The 20053-nt window shown below is 43.7% G+C and carries 17 protein-coding genes; 2 read left to right on the top strand and 15 right to left on the bottom strand.

Features of this window, described 5'->3' with window-relative positions:
• Nucleotides 1–94: 94 nt before the first annotated feature.
• From acsE to NQ503_RS07565, 10 genes are all read right to left on the bottom strand, one after another.
• Complete coding sequence (acsE, locus tag NQ503_RS07610; protein WP_005425370.1) at nucleotides 95–883, bottom strand: carbon monoxide dehydrogenase/acetyl-CoA synthase methytransferase subunit; 789 nt, start codon at nucleotides 881–883, stop codon at nucleotides 95–97.
• 79 nt (nucleotides 884–962) lie between these two features.
• On the bottom strand, nucleotides 963–2309 hold the full coding sequence (gene acsC, locus NQ503_RS07605; RefSeq protein ID WP_005425371.1) for an acetyl-CoA decarbonylase/synthase complex subunit gamma: 1347 nt from the start codon (nucleotides 2307–2309) through the stop codon (nucleotides 963–965).
• A gap of 22 nt (nucleotides 2310–2331) precedes the next feature.
• The gene (gene acsD / locus NQ503_RS07600) at nucleotides 2332–3273 is read right to left on the bottom strand and encodes an acetyl-CoA decarbonylase/synthase complex subunit delta (RefSeq protein ID WP_005425373.1); all 942 of its coding nucleotides are present in this window, start codon (nucleotides 3271–3273) and stop codon (nucleotides 2332–2334) included.
• Nucleotides 3274–3315: 42 nt separating this feature from the next.
• Entirely contained in the window at nucleotides 3316–5442 is a 2127-nt protein-coding gene (gene acsB / locus NQ503_RS07595) for an acetyl-CoA decarbonylase/synthase complex subunit alpha/beta (protein WP_005425374.1), read from the bottom strand.
• Between the two features lie 200 nt (nucleotides 5443–5642).
• A complete protein-coding gene (gene acsB, locus NQ503_RS07590; RefSeq protein ID WP_044925744.1) occupies nucleotides 5643–7772 on the bottom strand; it encodes an acetyl-CoA decarbonylase/synthase complex subunit alpha/beta in 2130 nt (709 codons plus the stop codon).
• A gap of 17 nt (nucleotides 7773–7789) precedes the next feature.
• Complete coding sequence (locus tag NQ503_RS07585) at nucleotides 7790–8563, bottom strand: ATP-binding protein (protein WP_005425376.1); 774 nt, start codon at nucleotides 8561–8563, stop codon at nucleotides 7790–7792.
• 44 nt (nucleotides 8564–8607) lie between these two features.
• Nucleotides 8608–10500, bottom strand: coding sequence for an anaerobic carbon-monoxide dehydrogenase catalytic subunit (cooS, locus tag NQ503_RS07580; RefSeq protein ID WP_005425377.1), 1893 nt, complete (start codon nucleotides 10498–10500; stop codon nucleotides 8608–8610).
• Between the two features lie 173 nt (nucleotides 10501–10673).
• Nucleotides 10674–11444, bottom strand: coding sequence for an ATP-binding protein (locus NQ503_RS07575; RefSeq protein WP_005425378.1), 771 nt, complete (start codon nucleotides 11442–11444; stop codon nucleotides 10674–10676).
• An 80-nt stretch (nucleotides 11445–11524) separates the two neighbouring features.
• The gene (locus NQ503_RS07570) at nucleotides 11525–11707 is read right to left on the bottom strand and encodes a CooT family nickel-binding protein (RefSeq protein ID WP_005425379.1); all 183 of its coding nucleotides are present in this window, start codon (nucleotides 11705–11707) and stop codon (nucleotides 11525–11527) included.
• A 39-nt stretch (nucleotides 11708–11746) separates the two neighbouring features.
• On the bottom strand, nucleotides 11747–12130 hold the full coding sequence (locus NQ503_RS07565) for a DUF8180 domain-containing protein (protein ID WP_005425380.1): 384 nt from the start codon (nucleotides 12128–12130) through the stop codon (nucleotides 11747–11749).
• Between the two features lie 363 nt (nucleotides 12131–12493).
• On the opposite strand from NQ503_RS07565, the gene NQ503_RS07560 reads away from it, so the two are divergent.
• Nucleotides 12494–13321 carry an aldo/keto reductase gene (locus NQ503_RS07560; protein ID WP_117638719.1) on the top strand — a complete coding sequence of 276 codons (828 nt, stop codon included), beginning with the start codon at nucleotides 12494–12496 and terminating at the stop codon, nucleotides 13319–13321.
• A gap of 102 nt (nucleotides 13322–13423) precedes the next feature.
• Here NQ503_RS07560 and NQ503_RS07555 read toward each other — a convergent pair whose 3' ends face one another.
• Genes NQ503_RS07555 through NQ503_RS07540 form a run of 4 tightly spaced genes read right to left on the bottom strand, consistent with a single transcriptional unit; the run spans nucleotide 13424 to nucleotide 17770 of the window.
• Entirely contained in the window at nucleotides 13424–14431 is a 1008-nt protein-coding gene (locus tag NQ503_RS07555) for an NAD(P)H-dependent glycerol-3-phosphate dehydrogenase (RefSeq protein WP_259893476.1), read from the bottom strand.
• Between the two features lie 12 nt (nucleotides 14432–14443).
• Entirely contained in the window at nucleotides 14444–15094 is a 651-nt protein-coding gene (gene plsY, locus NQ503_RS07550) for a glycerol-3-phosphate 1-O-acyltransferase PlsY (protein WP_005425007.1), read from the bottom strand.
• Nucleotides 15095–15099: 5 nt separating this feature from the next.
• Entirely contained in the window at nucleotides 15100–16425 is a 1326-nt protein-coding gene (gene der / locus NQ503_RS07545; protein WP_005425008.1) for a ribosome biogenesis GTPase Der, read from the bottom strand.
• Nucleotides 16388–17770, bottom strand: coding sequence for a radical SAM protein (locus NQ503_RS07540; RefSeq protein ID WP_044925696.1), 1383 nt, complete (start codon nucleotides 17768–17770; stop codon nucleotides 16388–16390). The genes der and NQ503_RS07540 overlap by 38 nt, the downstream gene beginning before the upstream one ends.
• 177 nt (nucleotides 17771–17947) lie before the next feature.
• On the opposite strand from NQ503_RS07540, the gene NQ503_RS07535 reads away from it, so the two are divergent.
• On the top strand, nucleotides 17948–19120 hold the full coding sequence (locus NQ503_RS07535) for a ribose-phosphate pyrophosphokinase (protein ID WP_005425011.1): 1173 nt from the start codon (nucleotides 17948–17950) through the stop codon (nucleotides 19118–19120).
• A 62-nt stretch (nucleotides 19121–19182) separates the two neighbouring features.
• On the opposite strand, the gene pgeF is transcribed toward NQ503_RS07535, so the two are convergent.
• The gene (gene pgeF / locus NQ503_RS07530) at nucleotides 19183–20040 is read right to left on the bottom strand and encodes a peptidoglycan editing factor PgeF (RefSeq protein ID WP_044925697.1); all 858 of its coding nucleotides are present in this window, start codon (nucleotides 20038–20040) and stop codon (nucleotides 19183–19185) included.
• Between the last annotated feature and the right edge of the window lie 13 nt (nucleotides 20041–20053).

Here is a 20053-nt window from a genome sequence, read left to right as displayed (position 1 = left end):
TTGGGCGTCAGACTTATTGATATTTATAAAAAAGGCCAGAGGCCGCGAAGCCTCCAGCCTTTTTTTATCTACAGCCGTAAAAAAGTCAGACTGATTAGATTTCCAGATAGGAATCTGCGTACAGGTAATTATTTTTGATGATATCACAGGATTTGATTGTTTCCATCAGACGCAGGTCGTTAGGGTTAACGATTGCGGATGTAAGTCCCTGCATCATAGCCATAGCTACCATAGCGGAGTCCATGATCGGACGGATATGTTTCGGCATACCGTTGGAGTTGTTAGAAAGACCACCGGTGCTCTTCATTCCCATATCAGAGATCATTTTGATGAATTCAAGAACTTCCATCTGTTTGTCCTGCATTCCTTTGATAACCAGGAATAACGGATCGAACCACATATCGTTCTCAACGTCCATACCATGTTCCATACCTCTCTCCATCAGAGTCTGCATGTACATCATACGTTCATCATTGTCTTTTGCAATTCCTTCACCGTTGCAAAGAGCGATAACGATTGCATCGTTAGCAGCTGCAACATCAACATAACCGATTCTTCCTGCAGCATCAGCGGAGTTTACGATCGGTTTTCCTTTGGAACGATTGTATACAGAAATACCAGCTTCGATAGCTGCAACGTTGGAAGTATCCAGTGCAAGCGGAACATTGTCAAAGTTGCTCTGCAGAAGCTCTACAGCCCATTTCATCAGTTCCGGTCCATCGTTCTCTGCTGGTCCGATATTTACATCGAGGTATGTAGCACCTGCATCGAGCTGCTGTTTTGCTCTTTTGAGGATCGGCTCAGGATCTCTCTCTGTAAATGCTTTATTAACTGCTGGTGCTGTTGTGGAAAGTCTCTCTCCAATAGTAACAAATTTTGCCATACCTGTGTTCTCCTTTACATGGTTTTTAATGTCTCAGGGAGTTTCCTCCTCCCTGAGAAAAATTATATTTTATGCCGACTTATGCCTGCATATCTTTTAAGAATTTCACAAGCTGAACTGCTTCTCTAGGTCCTACAATGATCTCCCATCCCGGAAGTTTTGCTTCAAGGTCGCCCTTAAGAACAGCTACTTTACCAGGGATAACGAGTTTACGGCATTTTACTTTCGGCTCAACTTCTGTCTTGATGTACTCAGAAATGCTGGTGCTGGAGAATTTACCAGCTGCCCAGGATGTCAGTACGGAAAGTCCGCCTGCATCGTTGATAACCAGATTAAGCGGTACACCGGAACGTTCCAGTTCACCAGAAACTACGAAGTATGTAAGAGCAAAGTCTACGGTTGTAACAACGAGAGAATTCTCATCTGCACCGTTGAGTGGGTAGATACCCGGCTCTACTTTCATCGGTTTCTGTGGATCAGTATAAACGTTCTGACGAAGACCAAACAGTGGAAGAGCCTCTGCATATGTCATCTGTTCCATAACGATGATGGAACCATATTTCATTGTAAATACGGAAGCAAGTGCTGCCTGTAAATGATGATCACCTTTGGCAAGTTTAACCAGGTTAACGATGGATGGATATCCAAATGTTCTGTCCTGATCTTTCAGAGCTGCACGACGAACCATTACAGTATTTGCAAATGTTTCTTTGATGTCAGCACCTGTTGTATCAAGAACAAGGTTTTTGTTGCCAAGTTTTTCAAGAGCTGCTACGGTATCGTAAAGCTCGTTGATGTCTTTTCCGGATACTCCAAGAACTACTCCTGCTTCTGTTGCAACAGCATTCATTGCTTCATAGTTGGAAGCGTTTGCTCCGTTAAGAACCGGTTTGCCATCTTTGCATACTTCAAGAGCTGCTTTTGCGATTTCAGGATCTGTGCATCCAAGAATCAGAGTTCTTCCCAGACCTTTTGCTTTTTCTACAAGTGCTGTATATTTGGCAGCATCTGCTTCTGCATCGCAGTTCACGTATACAAGTTCTACATGCATTCTTTCACCGATACGGTCATAGTCTACATGTGGGATTTCTGCAAGTTTAGCCTCAACTTCTGCATCATCCATGCATGTGCAGAGAGATACAGCATATCTTGGTTTGCTTACAAATGTTTTTTCATGTCTGAACAGAACAGTTTCTCCACCGAGTGTGAACTCTGCATCGCCTGTTCCGATCTTGATTGTCTTCATCGGCGGAGCAGTTGCCTCAGAAAGGGAAGCCAGTGCTTCGTCAGACATATGTGGACACTGTTCAATTTTCATTGCGCCCTGTGCAACTTTCATGGAGAAAGCCATACATGTCGGACATCCACATTCCTTACAGTTTTTCTTTGGTGTTAATTTAAAAATCTGAATACCATTCAGTGCCATAGCTAATTATTCCTCCTATTATTTACACAAGTGCTTTGATCATTTTGGAAATAGTCTTAATTGATTCCGGATGTCTTAAGATTACGGCATCAGAACCAGCTGCAAGGTCAGCTGCAGCAGTCATAACTTCCATATCGATTCCACGCTCATCTGCTGATCCCCATTCAGGCATATCAGCTTCAGAAGCTGTTGCTTCTTTAACTGCCCATGTCTCTGCGGATACAGGTGTAATAATAGGCATCTGCAGCATATTGTCGTTCTGTCCTAATGCTGCACCTTTGATACGGTCCATAGTAGATACTACGTACTCATATCCGTAACCAGCTGCTGCACTACCGATGTTCATAACGATCTTCTTCGCATCAACACCAAGCTGTGTAGTAACAACGTTCAGCTGTTTTGCAAGGTTGATATCAACGGCTGATTCAGCACCAACGATCTGATTATAAGCAAGACCTGCTGCTGCACCGATTGCTTTGTAGTTTTCTTCTTTTTCGGAAAGAAGAAGTGCATTTCTTCCCTGAAGTACTTCTGCAACTTTCGGGAGAAGTTCCGCATCCTTCTCTACGTTCTTGCAGCCTTCTACAACCAGTGGACAGTCGATAGCATCTGCTACTTCTTTAACAACCCCGATAAGTTCTTCAACAGATTTGTTTGCTCCATTCGGGTCTCCACCATCCAGAATCAGGGCAACAAAATCTGCACCTTCTATAGCTGCTGCTTTTTTAGCGATATCAGCCATAGTAGTTGCACCTTCATAGTAAGCTTTTACGCCTTCGGAAAATTCGTCCAGTCCAAGGTCAGAAATCTCAACACCGATCTTCGGTGCGTTTTCTGTTGGTGCATCAAAGCTATAAAATGGGAAGGAGTTTTCTCCTCCGATAGTCACAGTCTTGTCTCCGTTACCGATTGTGACAGAGTTGATCTTTGCGTTAAATTTCTGTGGTTTCTGATTAAACGGCATTTCTCATAAGCCTCCTCTTAATTAATAAACGTATATATTATACTACATCATTGGGTCCATTGACAAGGCTGGATGGCCTTTTTCTGTTAAAAATTCTACAAGCGCTTCCGGATCTGTTGCAACTGTCTCATCACCGATCATATCTGTGAAGTTTTCAATTCCGTAAAGTTCCTGTGCTGTCTTGTTCAGACGTTCTGCTACAGTATCTTTCAGCTCCTTCGGCATCCATACGATACGCTCAATACCGCCTTCAGCCTTCATGAATTTCTTGGAAGAAATGAAATGTTTTCCATGGCCCATAAATCCAGGTGTCTGAACACCACCACCTGTCATGGATGCCATCTCCGGGAATGTCATTCCGAGCGGTGTCATACCTGCATACTCACGGTTTGCAATAACAACGCCGTTAGAGAACGGCTCAATTCCGCAGATACATTCGAAACATCCACAGGATGTCATAGGATCCTGCATGATAGAATACAGTGTAACATGTTCCAGAGCTCCCTGTGAGAATTTCTGAACTGCTTCATCTACATCTTCATAAGAGCCAAGATTCTCGTCGATCGGACGTTCTTTTGTGATCACCTGGCATGGTCCGTTCGGATCCAGTTCATGTGTTGCTTTTGCATCCAGCCATGAAACGGCACCGCAAAGTCCAAGTCTTTCTGGTGTTACTACACATACATGACTTGGAGAAAATGCCTGACAGAGGATACAGCTGTAATATACATCTACAGATTCATCTGTCAGAGTATCCAGACGTTCGTCTCGTCTGTCAAATGTCGGGATTGCAACTTCATGACGGATTCTGGTACATTCTGCAGGATCTGTGTAAATTGTAACCGCACATTTATCAACAACTGCTTCAAATTCATTTTTGACCTGTGCATAAAGCACTTCACCAAAATGTTTTGCACGGAATCCGGCATTGAATGCATCTTTGCTGATTCGGATACGGAACATATCCCTCTGGCCGGTGTGATAAACTCCCTCAATACAGTTAATGTAGTTGTGGAATTTACGTTCGATAACCGGTTCAAAGTCAGGCTGCATCTTCTTACCTGCAACTTCAACTACATAAGCAAGGCTGTGTTTACTGCCTTCTTCAAAAGTATCTACCTCAGGACCTACAACTGTGATCTTGTGGTCTTCTACTTCATCCATATTCTTTGTCTGTACAAGTTCTGCACAGTCTACACGTGAACCATCAAACTCAACCTGCATATCTTTACGACGGATGATCTCACCTTCAAATGCAGATGCAAATGCAACCGGAATATCAATATCTGTAATTTTGATCTTGATACCCCTTGCTTCAAGTGAAACCTTATTGAAATCAGCCACATCCGGGCATGCGATCAATGCGCCCGGAACTTCTACGATATTCTCATCTTCATTGGAAATAACCGGGAAGCCGAGTTTGATTGCGCCTGCACCTGCCGCAAGAATGACATCATCAATTGGTTTGAAAGCATTTACAAAAGCCGGAACTCTGTCCTTTGTATATGTAAGCAATGCGCCGGCATCTCCAGGTGTTACATTACCAAAGATCAGTGCTGCACGGATTGCCACAGATACTACATGAATAACAGATGTTACATCTTTGCCAAGTGGTACGATTCTTACATTATACCCCATCTTCAGTCCAAGTTCTGTTGCCTGATCGATAATACCACCAACCAGTGTTACAAGAATACCCTGTTTCTGATAACTCTTGATCAGATCAACACCTTCCTGTGCAGTCGGAGCTGATCCAAGGATAACAGCAACGCCAGGGATATCACCCGTTACAAGCGGTACTCCAAGCTCACGGATAATTGAATCTGCAAGATGTCCATAACACGGCTCGCTGTATGGTTCCGCTCCATCCAGATATTTCAGAGCTTCAATAAATTCTGCGCAGAGTGCGGTTGCTACCCCTGACATCAGTGCGTCGTCCAGCTCATGATTTCTGGTCATGAGTGTCTTTACAACGCCCAGGGCCTCTTTTAATTCTCCCAATGTTTTGACCTTTACGCCTGTTACTGCGTAATAACATGGCAGGCAATATGCCGTATGGGGAAAGCCCACTGGTTTGTCTGCGCCATGTTCTTTGACTGCTTCGTCCACAGCATTGACGGTCAGGCCATATACTGCATCATTTCCATTAAAGATTCTGTTGATTAACATGTGCACATCTCCACTCTTTGATTTATTAAACCTGAAATGTTTACAAAGCCGCGTTCCCTGCGAAGCATTTCATGTTTGCGTAAGTTACAAACCCTGAATTTTTCCGCAACCCGCTGTTTGCAACAGCTTTACGTCGCAGTTCAAAACTCAGGGTTAACTCCCCAGGAAATGAATGCGAGCATTCATTTCCTTTGCGGGAGTTACATCATCGGATCCATAGCCAGTGCCGGATGTCCTTTTTCTGTAAGGTATTCAACCAGTGCTTCCGGATCTGTTGCTACTGTTTCATCACCGATCATATCTGTGAAGTTTTCAATTCCGTAAAGTTCCTGAGCTGTCTTGTTCAGACGTTCAGCAACGAATTCTTTCAGTTCTTTTGGCATCCATACGATACGCTCGATACCGCCTTCAGCCTTCATGAATTTCTTGGAAGAAATGAAATGTTTTCCATGTCCCATGAATCCAGGTGTCTGAACACCGCCGCCTGTCATGGATGCCATTTCCGGGAATGTCATTCCAAGAGGAGTCATGCCTGCATACTCACGGTTTGCAATAACAACACCGTTGGAGAATGGTTCGATACCACAGATACACTCGAAGCATCCGCATGATGTCATAGGATCCTGCATGATGGAGTACAGTGTAACGTGTTCCAGAGCACCCTGTGAGAATTTCTGAACTGCTTCATCAACGTCTTCGTAAGAACCAAGGTTCTCATCGATCGGACGTTCTTTTGTGATTACCTGGCAAGGTCCGTTAGGATCCAGCTGATGTGTTGCTTTTGCATCCAGCCATGAAACGGCACCACAGAGTCCAAGTCTTTCTGGTGTTACTACACATACGTGGCTTGGAGAGAATGCCTGACAGAGGATACAGCTGTAATATACATCTACAGATTCATCTGTCAGAGTATCAAGACGCTCATCACGTTTGTCGAAGATCGGGATTGCAACTTCGTGACGTACTCTTGTACATTCTGCCGGATCTGTATAAATAACAACTTCACATTTATCAACAACTGCGTCAAATTCATTTTTCACAGATGCGTAAAGAACTTCACCAATGTGTTTGATCTTGAATCCTGCATTGAATGCATCAATGCTGATACGGATACGCTGCATATCACGCTGTCCTGTATGATATACACCTTCGATACAGTTAATGTAGTTGTGGAATTTACGCTCGATAACCGGCTCAAAGTCAGGCTGCATGTTCTTGCCTGCAACTTTAACAACATATGCAATGCTGTTCTTGCTTCCGAGTTCCATGTCGTCTACTTCCGGTCCTACTACTGTGATCTTGTGATCTTCTACTTCAGAAGCGTCACATGTCTGTACAAGCTCTGCACAGTCTACACGGGAACCATCGAATTCAACCTGCATATCTTTACGACGGATGATCTCACCTTCGAATGCAGATGCGAATGCAACCGGAATATCGATATTTGTGATCTTGATCTTAATGTCACGTGCTTCAAGAGATGTAGCATTGAATTTGCTTACGTCTTCCTGAACGATCAGGCTCTTTGGTACACGGAAGATATTTTCTGTTTCGTTTGTAACAACCGGGAATCCAAGTGCGATAGCACCTGCACCACAGGCTACGATAACATCATCCAGAGGTTTGAATGCGTTAACGAATGCCGGTACACGATCCATTGTGTATTTCATCAGTGTGCCTGCATCTCCAGGTGTTACGTTACCGAAGATCAGAGCTGCACGAAGAGCTACAGATACTACATGGATAACTGCTGTAACGTCTTTTCCAAGCGGAATAACACGTACGTTTGCACCTGTCTTCATTCCTGCTTCTGCAACCTGGTCGATGATTCCGCCAACCAGTGTTACCAGGATACCCTGTGCCTGATAACTCTTAACAAGAGCAACGCCTTCTTCTACTGTAGGAGCAGATCCAAGGATTACTGCTACACCAGGGATATCGCCTGTTACAAGCGGTACACCAAGTTCACGGATAACTGCATCTGCAAGATGTCCGTAGCATGGTTCTTCGTATGGTGTTGCACCATCGATATATTTCAGAACTTCGATGAATTCTGCGCAGAGTGCTGTAGCAACACCTGACATAAATGCATCATTTAATCTTTTTTCTCTTGTCATAAGTGTTTTAACAACACCAAGAGCTTCTTTTAATTCTTTTAAAGTTGTAACTTTTGTTCCTGTTACAGCGTAGTAACATGGAAGGCTGTATGCGGTATTCGGGAAGCTGACAGCTTTGTCTTCGCCGTACTGAGCGATTGCTCCGTCGATAGCGCCCTCTGTTAAACCAAATACAGCATCATTTCCGCTAAAAACTCTATCAAATAAAGTCACCTTAATACCTCCTGTTTTTACAGATTTGAATTCTGATCAATCTTTTCTTTTATTTTTGTGATCTCAGCTGTTACGGTCTGACTGAAATCATAAGGGGATTTTCCCTGACGGTCAGCATCTATAACCTCCGTGTTGTAATGGAGCATGCCAAGAAGGTCTTCTGCCGGGATTCTGGAACGGATAAATTCCTCATCCTCCTCATTTCTTACCTTGTTTGCCACAACCTTGACCTGAGCAACACCCAGATCACTGGCAAGACGTTTGACATTTTTGTATGTCTGTACGCTTCTTGCACCTGGTTCGATCACTACGATAAATGCGTCAACTCCCTCTGTGGTTCCTCTGCCGAGATGTTCCAGGCCGGCCTCCATATCAAGAATTACCACATCTTCTCTTCTCAGTACCAGATTGTTGATAATACGTTTCAACATTACATGTTCCGGACATACGCATCCGCCGCCGCCTGTCTCGACAGTTCCCAGGACAAGGAGTCGCACGCCATTGCAGACCTTACCATATTTATCCGGAATATCATCTACTTTCGGATTCAGATGATAGAACTGATTTCCTGCTGTCGCACCTGTACGTTCCTCCACAAGCTTACGCATTTTGGAGATTGGTACGATGGAATCCAGCGTTTCCTCGTCAAATCCCAGCGCCAGGCCAAGATTTGCATCCGGATCCACATCTGCTGCAAGTACCGGTCTGCCCTCTGCTGCATACAACCTCGCGAGCGTTGCTGCAAAAGTAGTTTTGCCTACGCCGCCTTTTCCTGTAACTGCTATTTTCATTTTATGTCATCCACCTTTTATTACATTTTTAAGATCACAACGGATTAGATTCCTAATGCTGTTCTCTTTTCTTCAATTCTTTCGATCATCAGATCAACTAATTTCTCAATATCTGTTTCTACTGTGTAAGCTGCGCCTGTCCATTTTCTTGTTCCTTCTGTAAGAAGTTCGCACATCTCTGAAGAACCGGAAACGTATGGATCAACACCAAGGAATGTATCAATACCAGTAGCTACTACGTAGTTACCGATAGATACAGCTTTTTCAGACATCCACTCAGGAGCACATCCAACTACCGGAAGCTGGTTGATCTGAAGTCCTGAATCTTTTGCAAGTTCAGCAGCCAGAAGCATCATACGAGAAATATCTACGCATGATCCCATATGTAATACAGGCGGGATATCAGCCAGTTCACATACACGTTTCAGACCTGCACCGCAGAGTTCTCTTGCGGATTTGTCCATCAGACCAGCCTTTGCAGCTGCCTGTGCGGAACATCCGGAAGCGATGATAACGATATCGTTTGCGATACATTTCTTCATCAGTTCGATATGTGCATAGTCAGGACGGATTTTCGGGTTGTTACATCCAACCATAGCAACAGCACCACGGATAACACCGGAAGTGATACACTCAAGTAATGGTTTTGTTGTTCCTGTTACATCAACCTGAGAGTTTGTAACACCATCAAGAACTTTTACAATTGCTTCCAGAGAGTAACCAACGGTAGCTTTCTGTTTCAGCTGCGGGATATGTACAAGTTCTGGTTTTCTGTTCTTGAAGTTATCGATAGCCATCTTAACGATTGCTTTTGCATTTTCTCCAGCTGTTTCAGCGTTGAATCTGATGAATTCAGAATCTGGCATCTGAGCGATCGGAGAAGTTGTAACGAATTTTGTATGGAAGCATTTGCTCAGAGGTCCTAATGCAGGGAAGATACACTGAACATCAACTACGATTGCTTCGCAGGCGCCTGTCAGAACAACGTTTTCCTGCTGCAGGAAGTTACCTGCCATTGGAATACCACGACGCATTGCTACTTCGTTTGAAGTACAGCATACACCGGAAACAGTGATTCCTTTTGCTCCTACGGATTTTGCATAATCGATCATTTCTTTGCTGTCTGCATATTCACAGATCATTTCAGAAAGACTCGGGTCATGTCCGTGTACAACGATGTTTACGTTTTCTTCAACCATAACACCAAGGTTTGCTTCTGTGTCGATCGGCTTCGGAGTTCCGAAAAGTACGTCAGAGAACTCTGTTCCCATCATGGAACCGCCCCATCCATCTGCAAGGCCGCAGCGGAGAGACTGTTTTACAAGTGCTTCCGGAAGAGAAGAACATCCCATATGAGTCATATGCAGAGAACTTGCAACTTCACGGTCGATCGCACGTGGTGCGATTTCATTTTCGATAAGTTTTTCTTTCTGTCCAGCCGGCATTCTGTCGAGGAATCTCTGGTATCCGAACGGTTTACCATATTCCATAAGGCCAAGTTCAGCCATCTCGTGAGCCAGATCATAAATGTCTTTTCCTTCTGTTTCTACGCCCCATTCTTTAGCGATGCGGAGCAGCTTTTCAGGATCTTTTACCTGATAGTTTCCGCCTTCTTTTGCGCAGTACAGTGTGTGGCAGATTTCACGACCGTGATCAGAGTGAGTAGCTGCACCACCAGCTGTGAATTTCAGGAAGTTTCTTCCTACGATACCGTGTGCATCGCATCCGCAAACTCCTCTTGGAGCCTTAGGTGTAATACGACATGGTCCCATAGCACAGATTCGGCAACAGATACCCTGCTCACCGAACTTACAGTGTGGAGTCTGATTCTTTACTCGAAACTGCCATGCGTCCGCGCCTACCTTCGCGCCTGTCTCTAACAGTCTTTCGGTAGCAGCTTCAAATTCTTCCACTGTAGTTAATTTGAATTCACTCATTATAGACCTCCTTTAATTTGTACATGAATGAGTTCATGTATTTATAGTGTTTTCTATATAATAACCCTCGAGACAGAACCCATCCCCGCCCATGGGTTATTTTCGTGTTAAAAAATATGCCTTTTTCCAGCACAAATACCCCTGCTGTCTGCAAAAGACAGCAAGGGTCCTTTTTAAAGATTTAATTTTTTTACAATTTCTTTCAGTGCAACCTTAACCGGATTATCCTCCGGCAGAGCTGCTGTCGGACGGCCTTCGCAGTCATACTCATAAACAGTTTCATCCTGCGGTACCACACCGAGAAGATGAAGTCCCTGTTTTTCTATTTCTTCTTTGATTCCATCGTTCAGTTCACCTTTCGGTGCACGGTTAACGATCAGACCGACTGTTTCCGGATGCATATTACATTCATCGATCAGCTTTGCAATTCTGCCAACTGCCTGAATTCCTCTTCTGGAGCAGTCACTGACAAGGATTGCCGTCTGCATGGACGGAAGAACGCCTCTGCTGATATGTTCCATACCAGCCTCATTGTCTACCACAATATAAGGATAATGATTCTGATATTTTGCAAGCTGTGCCTGAAGAAGACCATTGACATAGCAATAGCAGCCTTTTCCCTGTGTTCTGCCCATAACCAGCAGATCAAAATCATCTTCTTCTGTCAAAGCATCTTCAAAACGCATCTCCGCATAATCTGCCTTGGACATTCCCTTAGGAATCGGACTTTCTTTGACAAGTTCTGCCTGTGCGATTTCTTCTCTTACGTCGCCGAGAGTGGTCTCAACCTCAACTCCGAGGACTTCATTAAGATTAGAGTTTGCATCTGCATCCACTGCAAGGATTGGTCCTTTGCCCTGTTCGCAGAGATACTGGATCAGCATTCCGCATAAAGTAGTTTTACCAACGCCGCCTTTTCCGGCGACAGCAATTACGTGTGCCATAATAATAGAGTGCCTCCTACTCTAATTCCGCATTTATGAAATTTATAAATCCGCAATTTAGTAATTCTGATTTGAAAAAATTATTCACAGCTGAGTTTTACAATGCTGTTTGCCAGGTCTACCATAAGAATACGTCCTTCGACTACCCTCTCATCTCCCATAATATCTCTGAGCACAAGTTTATTTCCATCTACATCGATTCTGGATACATTTTTGAATATCACAGAATCATCACTTTCTTTATATACTGTTGCAAGACACATAATTTTGCCTCCTAGTTATGTCATTTGAAATCTGGTATATCATTTCATTTCTTCTTTTACCAAAGTAAGTGCCAGTCCAAGGCGCATATTTCCCTTCTGGAAATCAGCCACTGCTTCTTTGATCGTTTTTGCCGAATTATCAAGTCCCATTTTCTGAAGATTGTCAGCCATCTGATCAAGTTCGGCTGCATGGTGTTCATTGTGCTGCAGCATATAGGTGAGCAGTGCAATCGTTTCTTTCTTGCAGTCACCGCCTTCGCAGGATCCACAGTCTCCATGAGAATGTGTATGATCTCCGTCGCCATGTGTATGAGCATGTGTATGTGTCACGCCATCTGCGTGTGTGTGTTCATGTGAATGTTCCGGTGTATGTTCATGTCCATGCTGGACAAGATTTCCGTTCTCATCCTTAATAAGATGCATATAAAGCTCCTTTCTCCGGTTCTACCTCCGGGGCACCTGAAAACAGGCGCACTTATGACAAGAATTTATCAATTAAATCCATTATACATCTTTTGTTCCGGTTTATCAAGGATATAATAAGAAAAAATAGACAAAAGGGTTCGAGATTTCTTCCTGTTTTTTTATACTTTTTCATGGTAAAGTGCACTTCTCCAGTTTTCTATGCTGTTAGATAAATAACGCATTTGTTTTTTAATTAACAAGCTGTGTATTTCCTTTTTTGCCTCTCTTGTATTATTTTTTTAACAAATTTGATTTTCTTCTTTCACAATTATATGGTATAATAAACAAAAATTGTGAGTTTACAGGCAAGGAGGATTCATTTTGACAACTTCCGTATTTTTAAACAACGACAGAACCATGCCTCTTCTGGGCCTTGGCCTTTATAAAACAACTGACGCAGTCGAAGCCGAAGATGCGATTGCCGCCGCTGTACAGAATGGATATCGCCTTTTGGATACCGCTTCTGCATATAAGAACGAAGAATTCGTCGGATGTGGAATTGCCAAATGCGGTGTTCCAAGAAAAGATCTTTTTATCACAACCAAGATCTGGAACAACGCTCAGCGTCTTGGTGATGTAGAAGGAGCTTTTCAGCGCAGTCTGGATCGTCTCGGTCTTGATTATATCGATCTGTATCTGATTCACTGGCCGGTACCTGGCTGCTTTCTGAACACCTGGAAAGATATGGAAAAGATTCTTGAATCAGGACGAGCTTTATCTATTGGTGTCAGTAATTTTGAAATTCGCCATCTGGAAGAGCTCCGGAGAGTTTCCGGCATCGTACCCGCTGTCAATCAGATAGAATGTCATCCACTCTGTTATCCAAAAGAGCTTATTGAATACTGTCAGGCAAACGACATTCAGGTACAGGCATATGCTCCATTGGCCAGAGGCGCTTATTTGGACAATGATGTCTTATGTGTACTTGGCACCAAATATGCACACACGCCAGCACAGATAGGTCTTCGCTGGGCTGTACAGAAGGGAATCTCTGTCATTCCCAAATCCGTTCATCCAGAGCGTATTGCTTCTAATGCAAGGATTTTTGATTTTACGATCGATCAGGAGGATATGGATCTTCTGGATACTCTGAATCAGAATTACCACAGTTCATCTATTCCAGAAGATCTGAGAGATATTGTTTTTTAGATTTGCTTTTCAGCCAACAAAAACCGGCCGGTCCGTATGCAGACGGATCAGCCGGTTTTATATTTGTCTGATATTTTTTCGATTTCTTTAGTCTGTGCCATTCTACCACGGAAGCATCGGAGTCTCTACTTTTTTGTCACGGACCATCAGGTCTCGCACCGCATCCGCTGCTGACTTATCTTCAAAAAGGACCTTGTTCACTTCCATAATAATCGGCATTTCCACATCGTATTTTTCCGCCAGACTCTTGGCCGCTTTCGCAGAGTAAACACCCTCTACTACCATTTTGACTTCATTCATCGCCTGCTGCATAGTATAGCCTTTGCCCATCAGGTAACCAGCCTTGCGGTTACGGCTGTGAACACTTGCACAGGTAACGATCAGATCCCCCATCCCGGACAATCCATAGAACGTCTCCATATGTGCGCCCATTTTTGTTCCCAGACGTGCAATTTCCGCAATTCCTCTGGTAATAAGAGCTGCTTTTGTATTATCACCATAGCCAAGTCCATCTGCTGTACCGGCAGCAAGAGCAATGACATTTTTCAGAGAACCACCCAGCTCTACGCCAAGTGTATCCGGTGTTGTATACACACGAAATACAGGGCTCATAAAAATCCCCTGAATGTATTCTGCTGTCTCTCTCTTCGGTCCGCTGATCACACAGGTCGTCGGAATCCCTCTTCCCACTTCCTCCGCATGGCTTGGTCCTGAAAGCACATAAACACCCGCTGCCGGAATCTCTTCGCTGATGATATCTGTCATGGTCATCAGAGTTTTTTCTTCAATTCCTTTTGCGACATTGACAATAATCTGCTCATCTTTTACATAAGGTGCCATTAATTCAGCTGTACCTCTGACATAAGGGGACGGCACAGCCAGAACAATCACCTCAGCCGTCTCCACGCAGTTCTTCACGTCTGCAGTAAGATCAATGTTTTCCGGAATATGAACCCCCGGAAGTTTGGAAGTAAGCTCTCTTGTTTGTTTCAGAGTATCTACTTCTTCCTGAAATCTGGACCAGAGACGCACTTCATGCCCATTATTATTCAAAAGAACGGAAAGTGCGGTTCCCCAGCTTCCGGCTCCCAACACACTGATTTTTGCCATATTACGCTACCTTTAACCTTTCTTTGTTTTTCCAAGGAAAACTTTGTTTTCTGTTCCATTTGCAAGGCGGACAATATTTGCCCTGTGTCTCCAGAAAGCCAGCACCGTCAGGAATCCCATTACTATGTACATTTCTGTCGTATGACTTCTGTCCATGCCATAGCCGCCCATCTCTCCACGCACGATCATTGCGATCAGTGCCACCAGATAACAGCTCAGAGAACATAAAGAAACATAATGTGTACCCAAAAATAATACAAAAAATACGATTGCACAGAGAACAAACAGTCTCCAGTCAAATGCGATCAGAAATCCTACCGATGCAGCAATCCCCTTGCCACCGCGGAACCCAAGCGTTACCGGAAAATTATGTCCAAGCACGCATCCCGCAGCTGCATAAATAGAGAGCAGCGGCAGGATATCCGCACTTTTTTCTTTAAAAATCAGTCGTACCGCAACAATTGCAAACACGCATTTCAGGCAGTCTCCCAGAAGTGTCATTGCTCCGGCTTTTTTTCCAAAGGTACGCAGCGCATTCGTTGTGCCCGCATTTCCGCTTCCATGCTCACGGATATCTGTTTTGTGTATTTTTCCAATAATGTACGAAGTCTGAAACAGGCCAAAAACATAGCCTATCAGAATACAGATCAAACGTTCCAACATTTCACTCAGCTCTTTTCCCCGCGTTCACGGATAATAAATTTCAGAGAAGTTCCGCGGAATCCAAACGCATCGCGAACTTTATTCTCAATATATCTTGTATATGAAAAATGCATCAGTTCTTTGTCATTTACAAAAATCACAAATGTAGGCGGCTTAACCCCCACCTGTGTCATATAGAAAATCTTGAGACGTTTTCCTCTGTCTGACGGTGGCTGCTGCATAGCCACTGCCTCGGACAGAATCTCATTCAGTACACCTGTCTGGATACGAAGTGTCTGGTTTTCAATAACTGCATCAATGGTTTCAAAAAGTTTTGGAAGTCTCTGACCTGATTTTGCAGAAATAAATACAAGCTCCGCATAAGGCATATATGCCAGCACTTCACGGATACGGTTTGTGTGTTTGTAGATGGTTTTATCATCCTTTTCAACTGCATCCCATTTATTGACAGCTATGATAACACCCTTGCCGCGCTCATGTGCGATTCCGGCGATCTTTGCATCCTGCTCGGTTACACCTTCGGTTGCATCGATCACTACAACGACCACATCTGCCCGTTCAACTGCTGTTACGGTACGAATCACGCTGTAACGCTCAATTTCTTCTTTGATCTTACCTTTACGGCGAAGTCCTGCTGTGTCAATAAAAATGTATTCCCTGTCTTTCCATTTTACTTTGGCATCGACTGCATCTCTGGTAGTTCCTGCGATATCAGAAACAATCACTCGGTCTTCGCCCAGAAGTTTGTTGATCAGAGAAGATTTACCTACGTTTGGTTTACCAACCACTGCAACCTTCGGGATATCGTCATCTTCTTCTGCATCCAGATCTTCCGGGAATTCCTTAATGATCTCATCCAGCATATCACCGATACCGGTACGGTTGGCCGCAGAAATTGCTACCGGCTCTCCGATTCCAAGATTATAAAATTCATAAACGTCCATCATATATTTTTGAACGCTGTCAACTTTATTTACAACAAGAACGACCGGTTTCTGGCTTCTACGAAGCATATCTGCCACTTTTGCATCGGAATCAACAAGCCCCTGCTGCACGTCTGTGATAAACACAATGACATCCGCAGTATCGATCGCGATCTGTGCCTGTTCTCTCATCTGTGATAAAATAATATCTCCGCTGTCCGGCTCAATACCACCTGTATCGATCAGTGTGAAAGACTTATCCAGCCATGTCACATCTGCGTAGATTCTGTCACGGGTAACCCCCGGTGTATCTTTTACAATGGATATCATCTCACCTGCCAGCGCATTAAATAACGTGGATTTGCCTACATTAGGCCTTCCCACTATTGCAACTACTGGTTTGCTCATACATTTGTCTCCTTATCTGTTTTTTATGTTCAACCGGATCCAGCACTGCCGAAACAAGGTCCGCTCCGCCAGGATCCACTACTATGATTTCTTTTCCAAGTTTTTCGGAAAGTTCTGTTATTGTAATATCATCGAGAAATACATCTTCTCCGCTTCGAAGCATGTTACACGGAATCAGAAGCCTGTCTCCCAGTTTCCGTCCGGAAAGCTGTTCTATAAGATCCTGCCCTGTAATAAGTCCGGAAACAGTGATCTTCTCTCCAAAGAAGTTATTTTTGATTGCAATTACCTCTGATGTGATGTTCGGATATTTTTCCCTGATCACATCCATACATCCTGCTATATAAGGAGCTGCAAGTCTTCCTGTCGCAACGGTGACCGAAAGTTTCCTGTCATCTCCATCTCTTTCCGCAACTGCCTGCCGAACCTCTGCATCCAGAAGCCGCAGCATGCCCACACCGTTTTCCAGCTGCAGATAGCCATCATAGCGATCTTCTTCCGGGAGTTCCTCCCCCGCCAGAATATACCATTCATCAGAGGCATGGATAAAGTGGATACCATATCTCTCATACATGATCTTCTGCCAGCGATGGATCTGTTCCAAAACCGCCTTCGCATCTTCTTTTGTAAAAGGTTCCAGTGGATAGAGTCCTTTGCGGAACTTCGTCAACCCTACCGGAACAACAGATACGCTCTGAAGTACCGGTGCATATTCAGACATTTTCTGAAGGCTGTATTCCAGTTCTTCTCCATCATTCACACCCTTGCACAGAACAATCTGCCCATTCATGGTAATTCCCGCTTCATAAAGCTGATCTACCTTTTTCAGTGCATCTCCTGCAAAACGATTATGCAGCATTTTGCAGCGAAGCTGCGGATTCATTGCCTGAAAAGACACATTGATAGGCGAAAGGTGATATTTGATCACACGTTCAATATCTTCCTGACTCATATTCGTCAGTGTAACATAATTTCCCTGCAGAAAAGAAAGCCTGGAATCATCATCCTTGAAATACAGTGTTTCTCTCATGCCTGGCGGCATCTGATCGATAAAGCAGAACATACAGTGATTGCTGCAGGAACGGTAATCATCCATCAGGCCATTCTCGAATTCGATTCCAAGATCTTCATCGTAATCCTTCTCAACTTCAAGTTCCCAGAGTTCACCATTGGCTTTTTCTATCAGAAGTTCTATATATTCATCATTCATGAGATAACGATAGTCAAAGACATCCTCCACCAGCTGGTGATTGATCTCTGCCAGTATATCTCCCGGTTCCAGTTCCAGTTCCTCACCGATACTTCCCGGAAGAACCCTGGAAATCACATGTTTCTTTTTCTTCATATAAATCCTTTCTAACCTTACCATATCTGTGTTTGCACCAAAGAACGCAAAATACCCCAGATAACATTACTATAACAATTCTGTAGTGAAAAATCAATAAATTCCTTGACGGGATTTAGGGCAAATGTTATAAATGTATTAGGACTCAGTTTGAAAACTATACCTAGGAGGAATATTATGCCAAATATAGAGTTACTTGAAAAATCAACTCCTGTTGCGCCTGTTCGCATTGCAGCACTTGCAGGATGTCAGGATCTCGCCAATGAGGTTGACAAGAAACTTGTAAAATTCCGTAAAGAACTTGTTGCCAAAAAGAAACCAAGCCAGATTCCACAGGGTTACAGCCTTCCATCTTTTCTGGTTGATTCCGAGATCATCCGTTTTGGTACCGGTGAGGGCAAAGGTCACATCAAAGAATCTGTTCGTGGTGCCGACCTTTTTATTATGGTAGATATCACCAATTACAGCCTTACCTACAAAGTGTGCGGACACGAGAACCACATGTCCCCGGATAATCATTTTCAGGATCTGAAACGTATCATCTCTGCTGCAACAGGCAAAGCACATCGAATCAATGTTATCATGCCGTTTCTGTATGAAGGTCGTCAGCACCGTCGTACCAAACGTGAATCCATGGACTGCGCACTGATGCTTCAGGAATTAAGGGATATGGGTGTTTCCAACTTCATCACTTTTGATGCACATGACCCACGTGTTCAGAACGCAATTCCTCTGAATGGTTTCGACAACTTCTTCCCGACCTATCAGTTCCTGAAAGCTCTGGTAAAAGAAGTCAAAGATTTCAAACTGGACAATGACCATCTGATGATCATCAGCCCAGATGAAGGTGCTATGTCAAGAGCCGTATACTTTTCCAATATTCTTGGCGTAGATATGGGTATGTTCTACAAACGCCGCGACTACTCCACTGTTGTCAACGGCAAAAACCCGATCGTTGCTCACGAATTCCTCGGTGATTCCGTAGAGGGCAAAGATGTTGTTATCATTGATGACATGATCGCATCCGGAGAAAGTATGCTGGATGTTGCCAAACAGATCAAGGAACGAAAAGCCAAACGAGTATTTATCTGTACTACTTATGGTCTTTTCACAGAGGGACTTGCCAAATTTGATGAATATTATGAGAAGGGTTGGATTGACAGAGTCATCACCACAAACCTGAACTACCGTCTTCCGGAGCTCCTCACAAAAGAATATTATATTGAAGCAAACATGAGCAAATATCTTGCAAGTATCATCGATATCATCAACCATGATGTTTCAGTAGAAAAAGTTCGTTCCAACAACGAAAAGATTATGGAACTGATGGAAAAAGTCAATAAACGATAAACCAAAACGGGAGCTTCCTTTCACAGGAGCTCCCGCTTTTATTATAATGTATTTTATATATATTATTTTCTACGTATTCCAAGAAATGCTCCCAGATTTCCTCTTTTTCCATGTGATGCACGATGCGAAAAAAGAAACTCCGGGTTACAGCAGGTGCAGATTCCCGGCATGGAAATATGTTCTTCCTTTATTCCAGCTTCTAACATAATAAGCCTGTTTGCCTCCCAGAGGTTCAGCTGATATTTTCCATTCTCTTTTATATAAAACAGTGAATCCCAGTACTTTTTTTCAAATGACTTCTGAAATTCCAGAATCACATCTTCACTCACTTCATAACATTTCTGACAGATAGAGGGCCCGATCGCACTGTAAATATCTTTTGGATCTGTTCCGTATTCCTCATTCATTTTCTCGACCGTTACTTTTCCGATCTTCGCAGCAGTTCCTCTCCACCCTGAATGCGACAGTCCGATTGCACGATGTACCGGATCCACAAAATACAACGGCACGCAGTCCGCATAAAATGTTGCCAGTACAAGTCCGGGAACATTTGTAACCATTCCATCTACATCCGTATACGGCCTTGGCTTCGTAATGCCGTTTCCTCTGTCTTCTTCTGTTATTACACGAACATTCGCAGTATGTGTCTGGTCAGAAGTCACGATATCTTCTGCCGAAAATCCCACTGCCTCTGCAAGCCTGCGATAATTTTCATGAACAGCCGCATCCTCATCCCCTCTCGTAAAACTAAGGTTCATCGAAGAATAGACTCCCTGACTTACTCCGCCAAGTCTGGTGCTGAACGCATGTACGATATCCGGAAACTGTTCAAATGCCTGATAGCTCAGCCAGGTAACCCCTTTATTTTCTTTTATCCTCATATGAGGTTTTCCTTCCTCATACCATCTGATTTCTGTCATCTTCTGCTCCTTT

This window comes from Blautia obeum ATCC 29174 (genome assembly GCF_025147765.1).
Classification (GTDB): Bacteria; Bacillota; Clostridia; order Lachnospirales; family Lachnospiraceae; genus Blautia_A; species Blautia_A obeum.
This window is presented reverse-complemented; position numbering and strand designations above follow the sequence as displayed.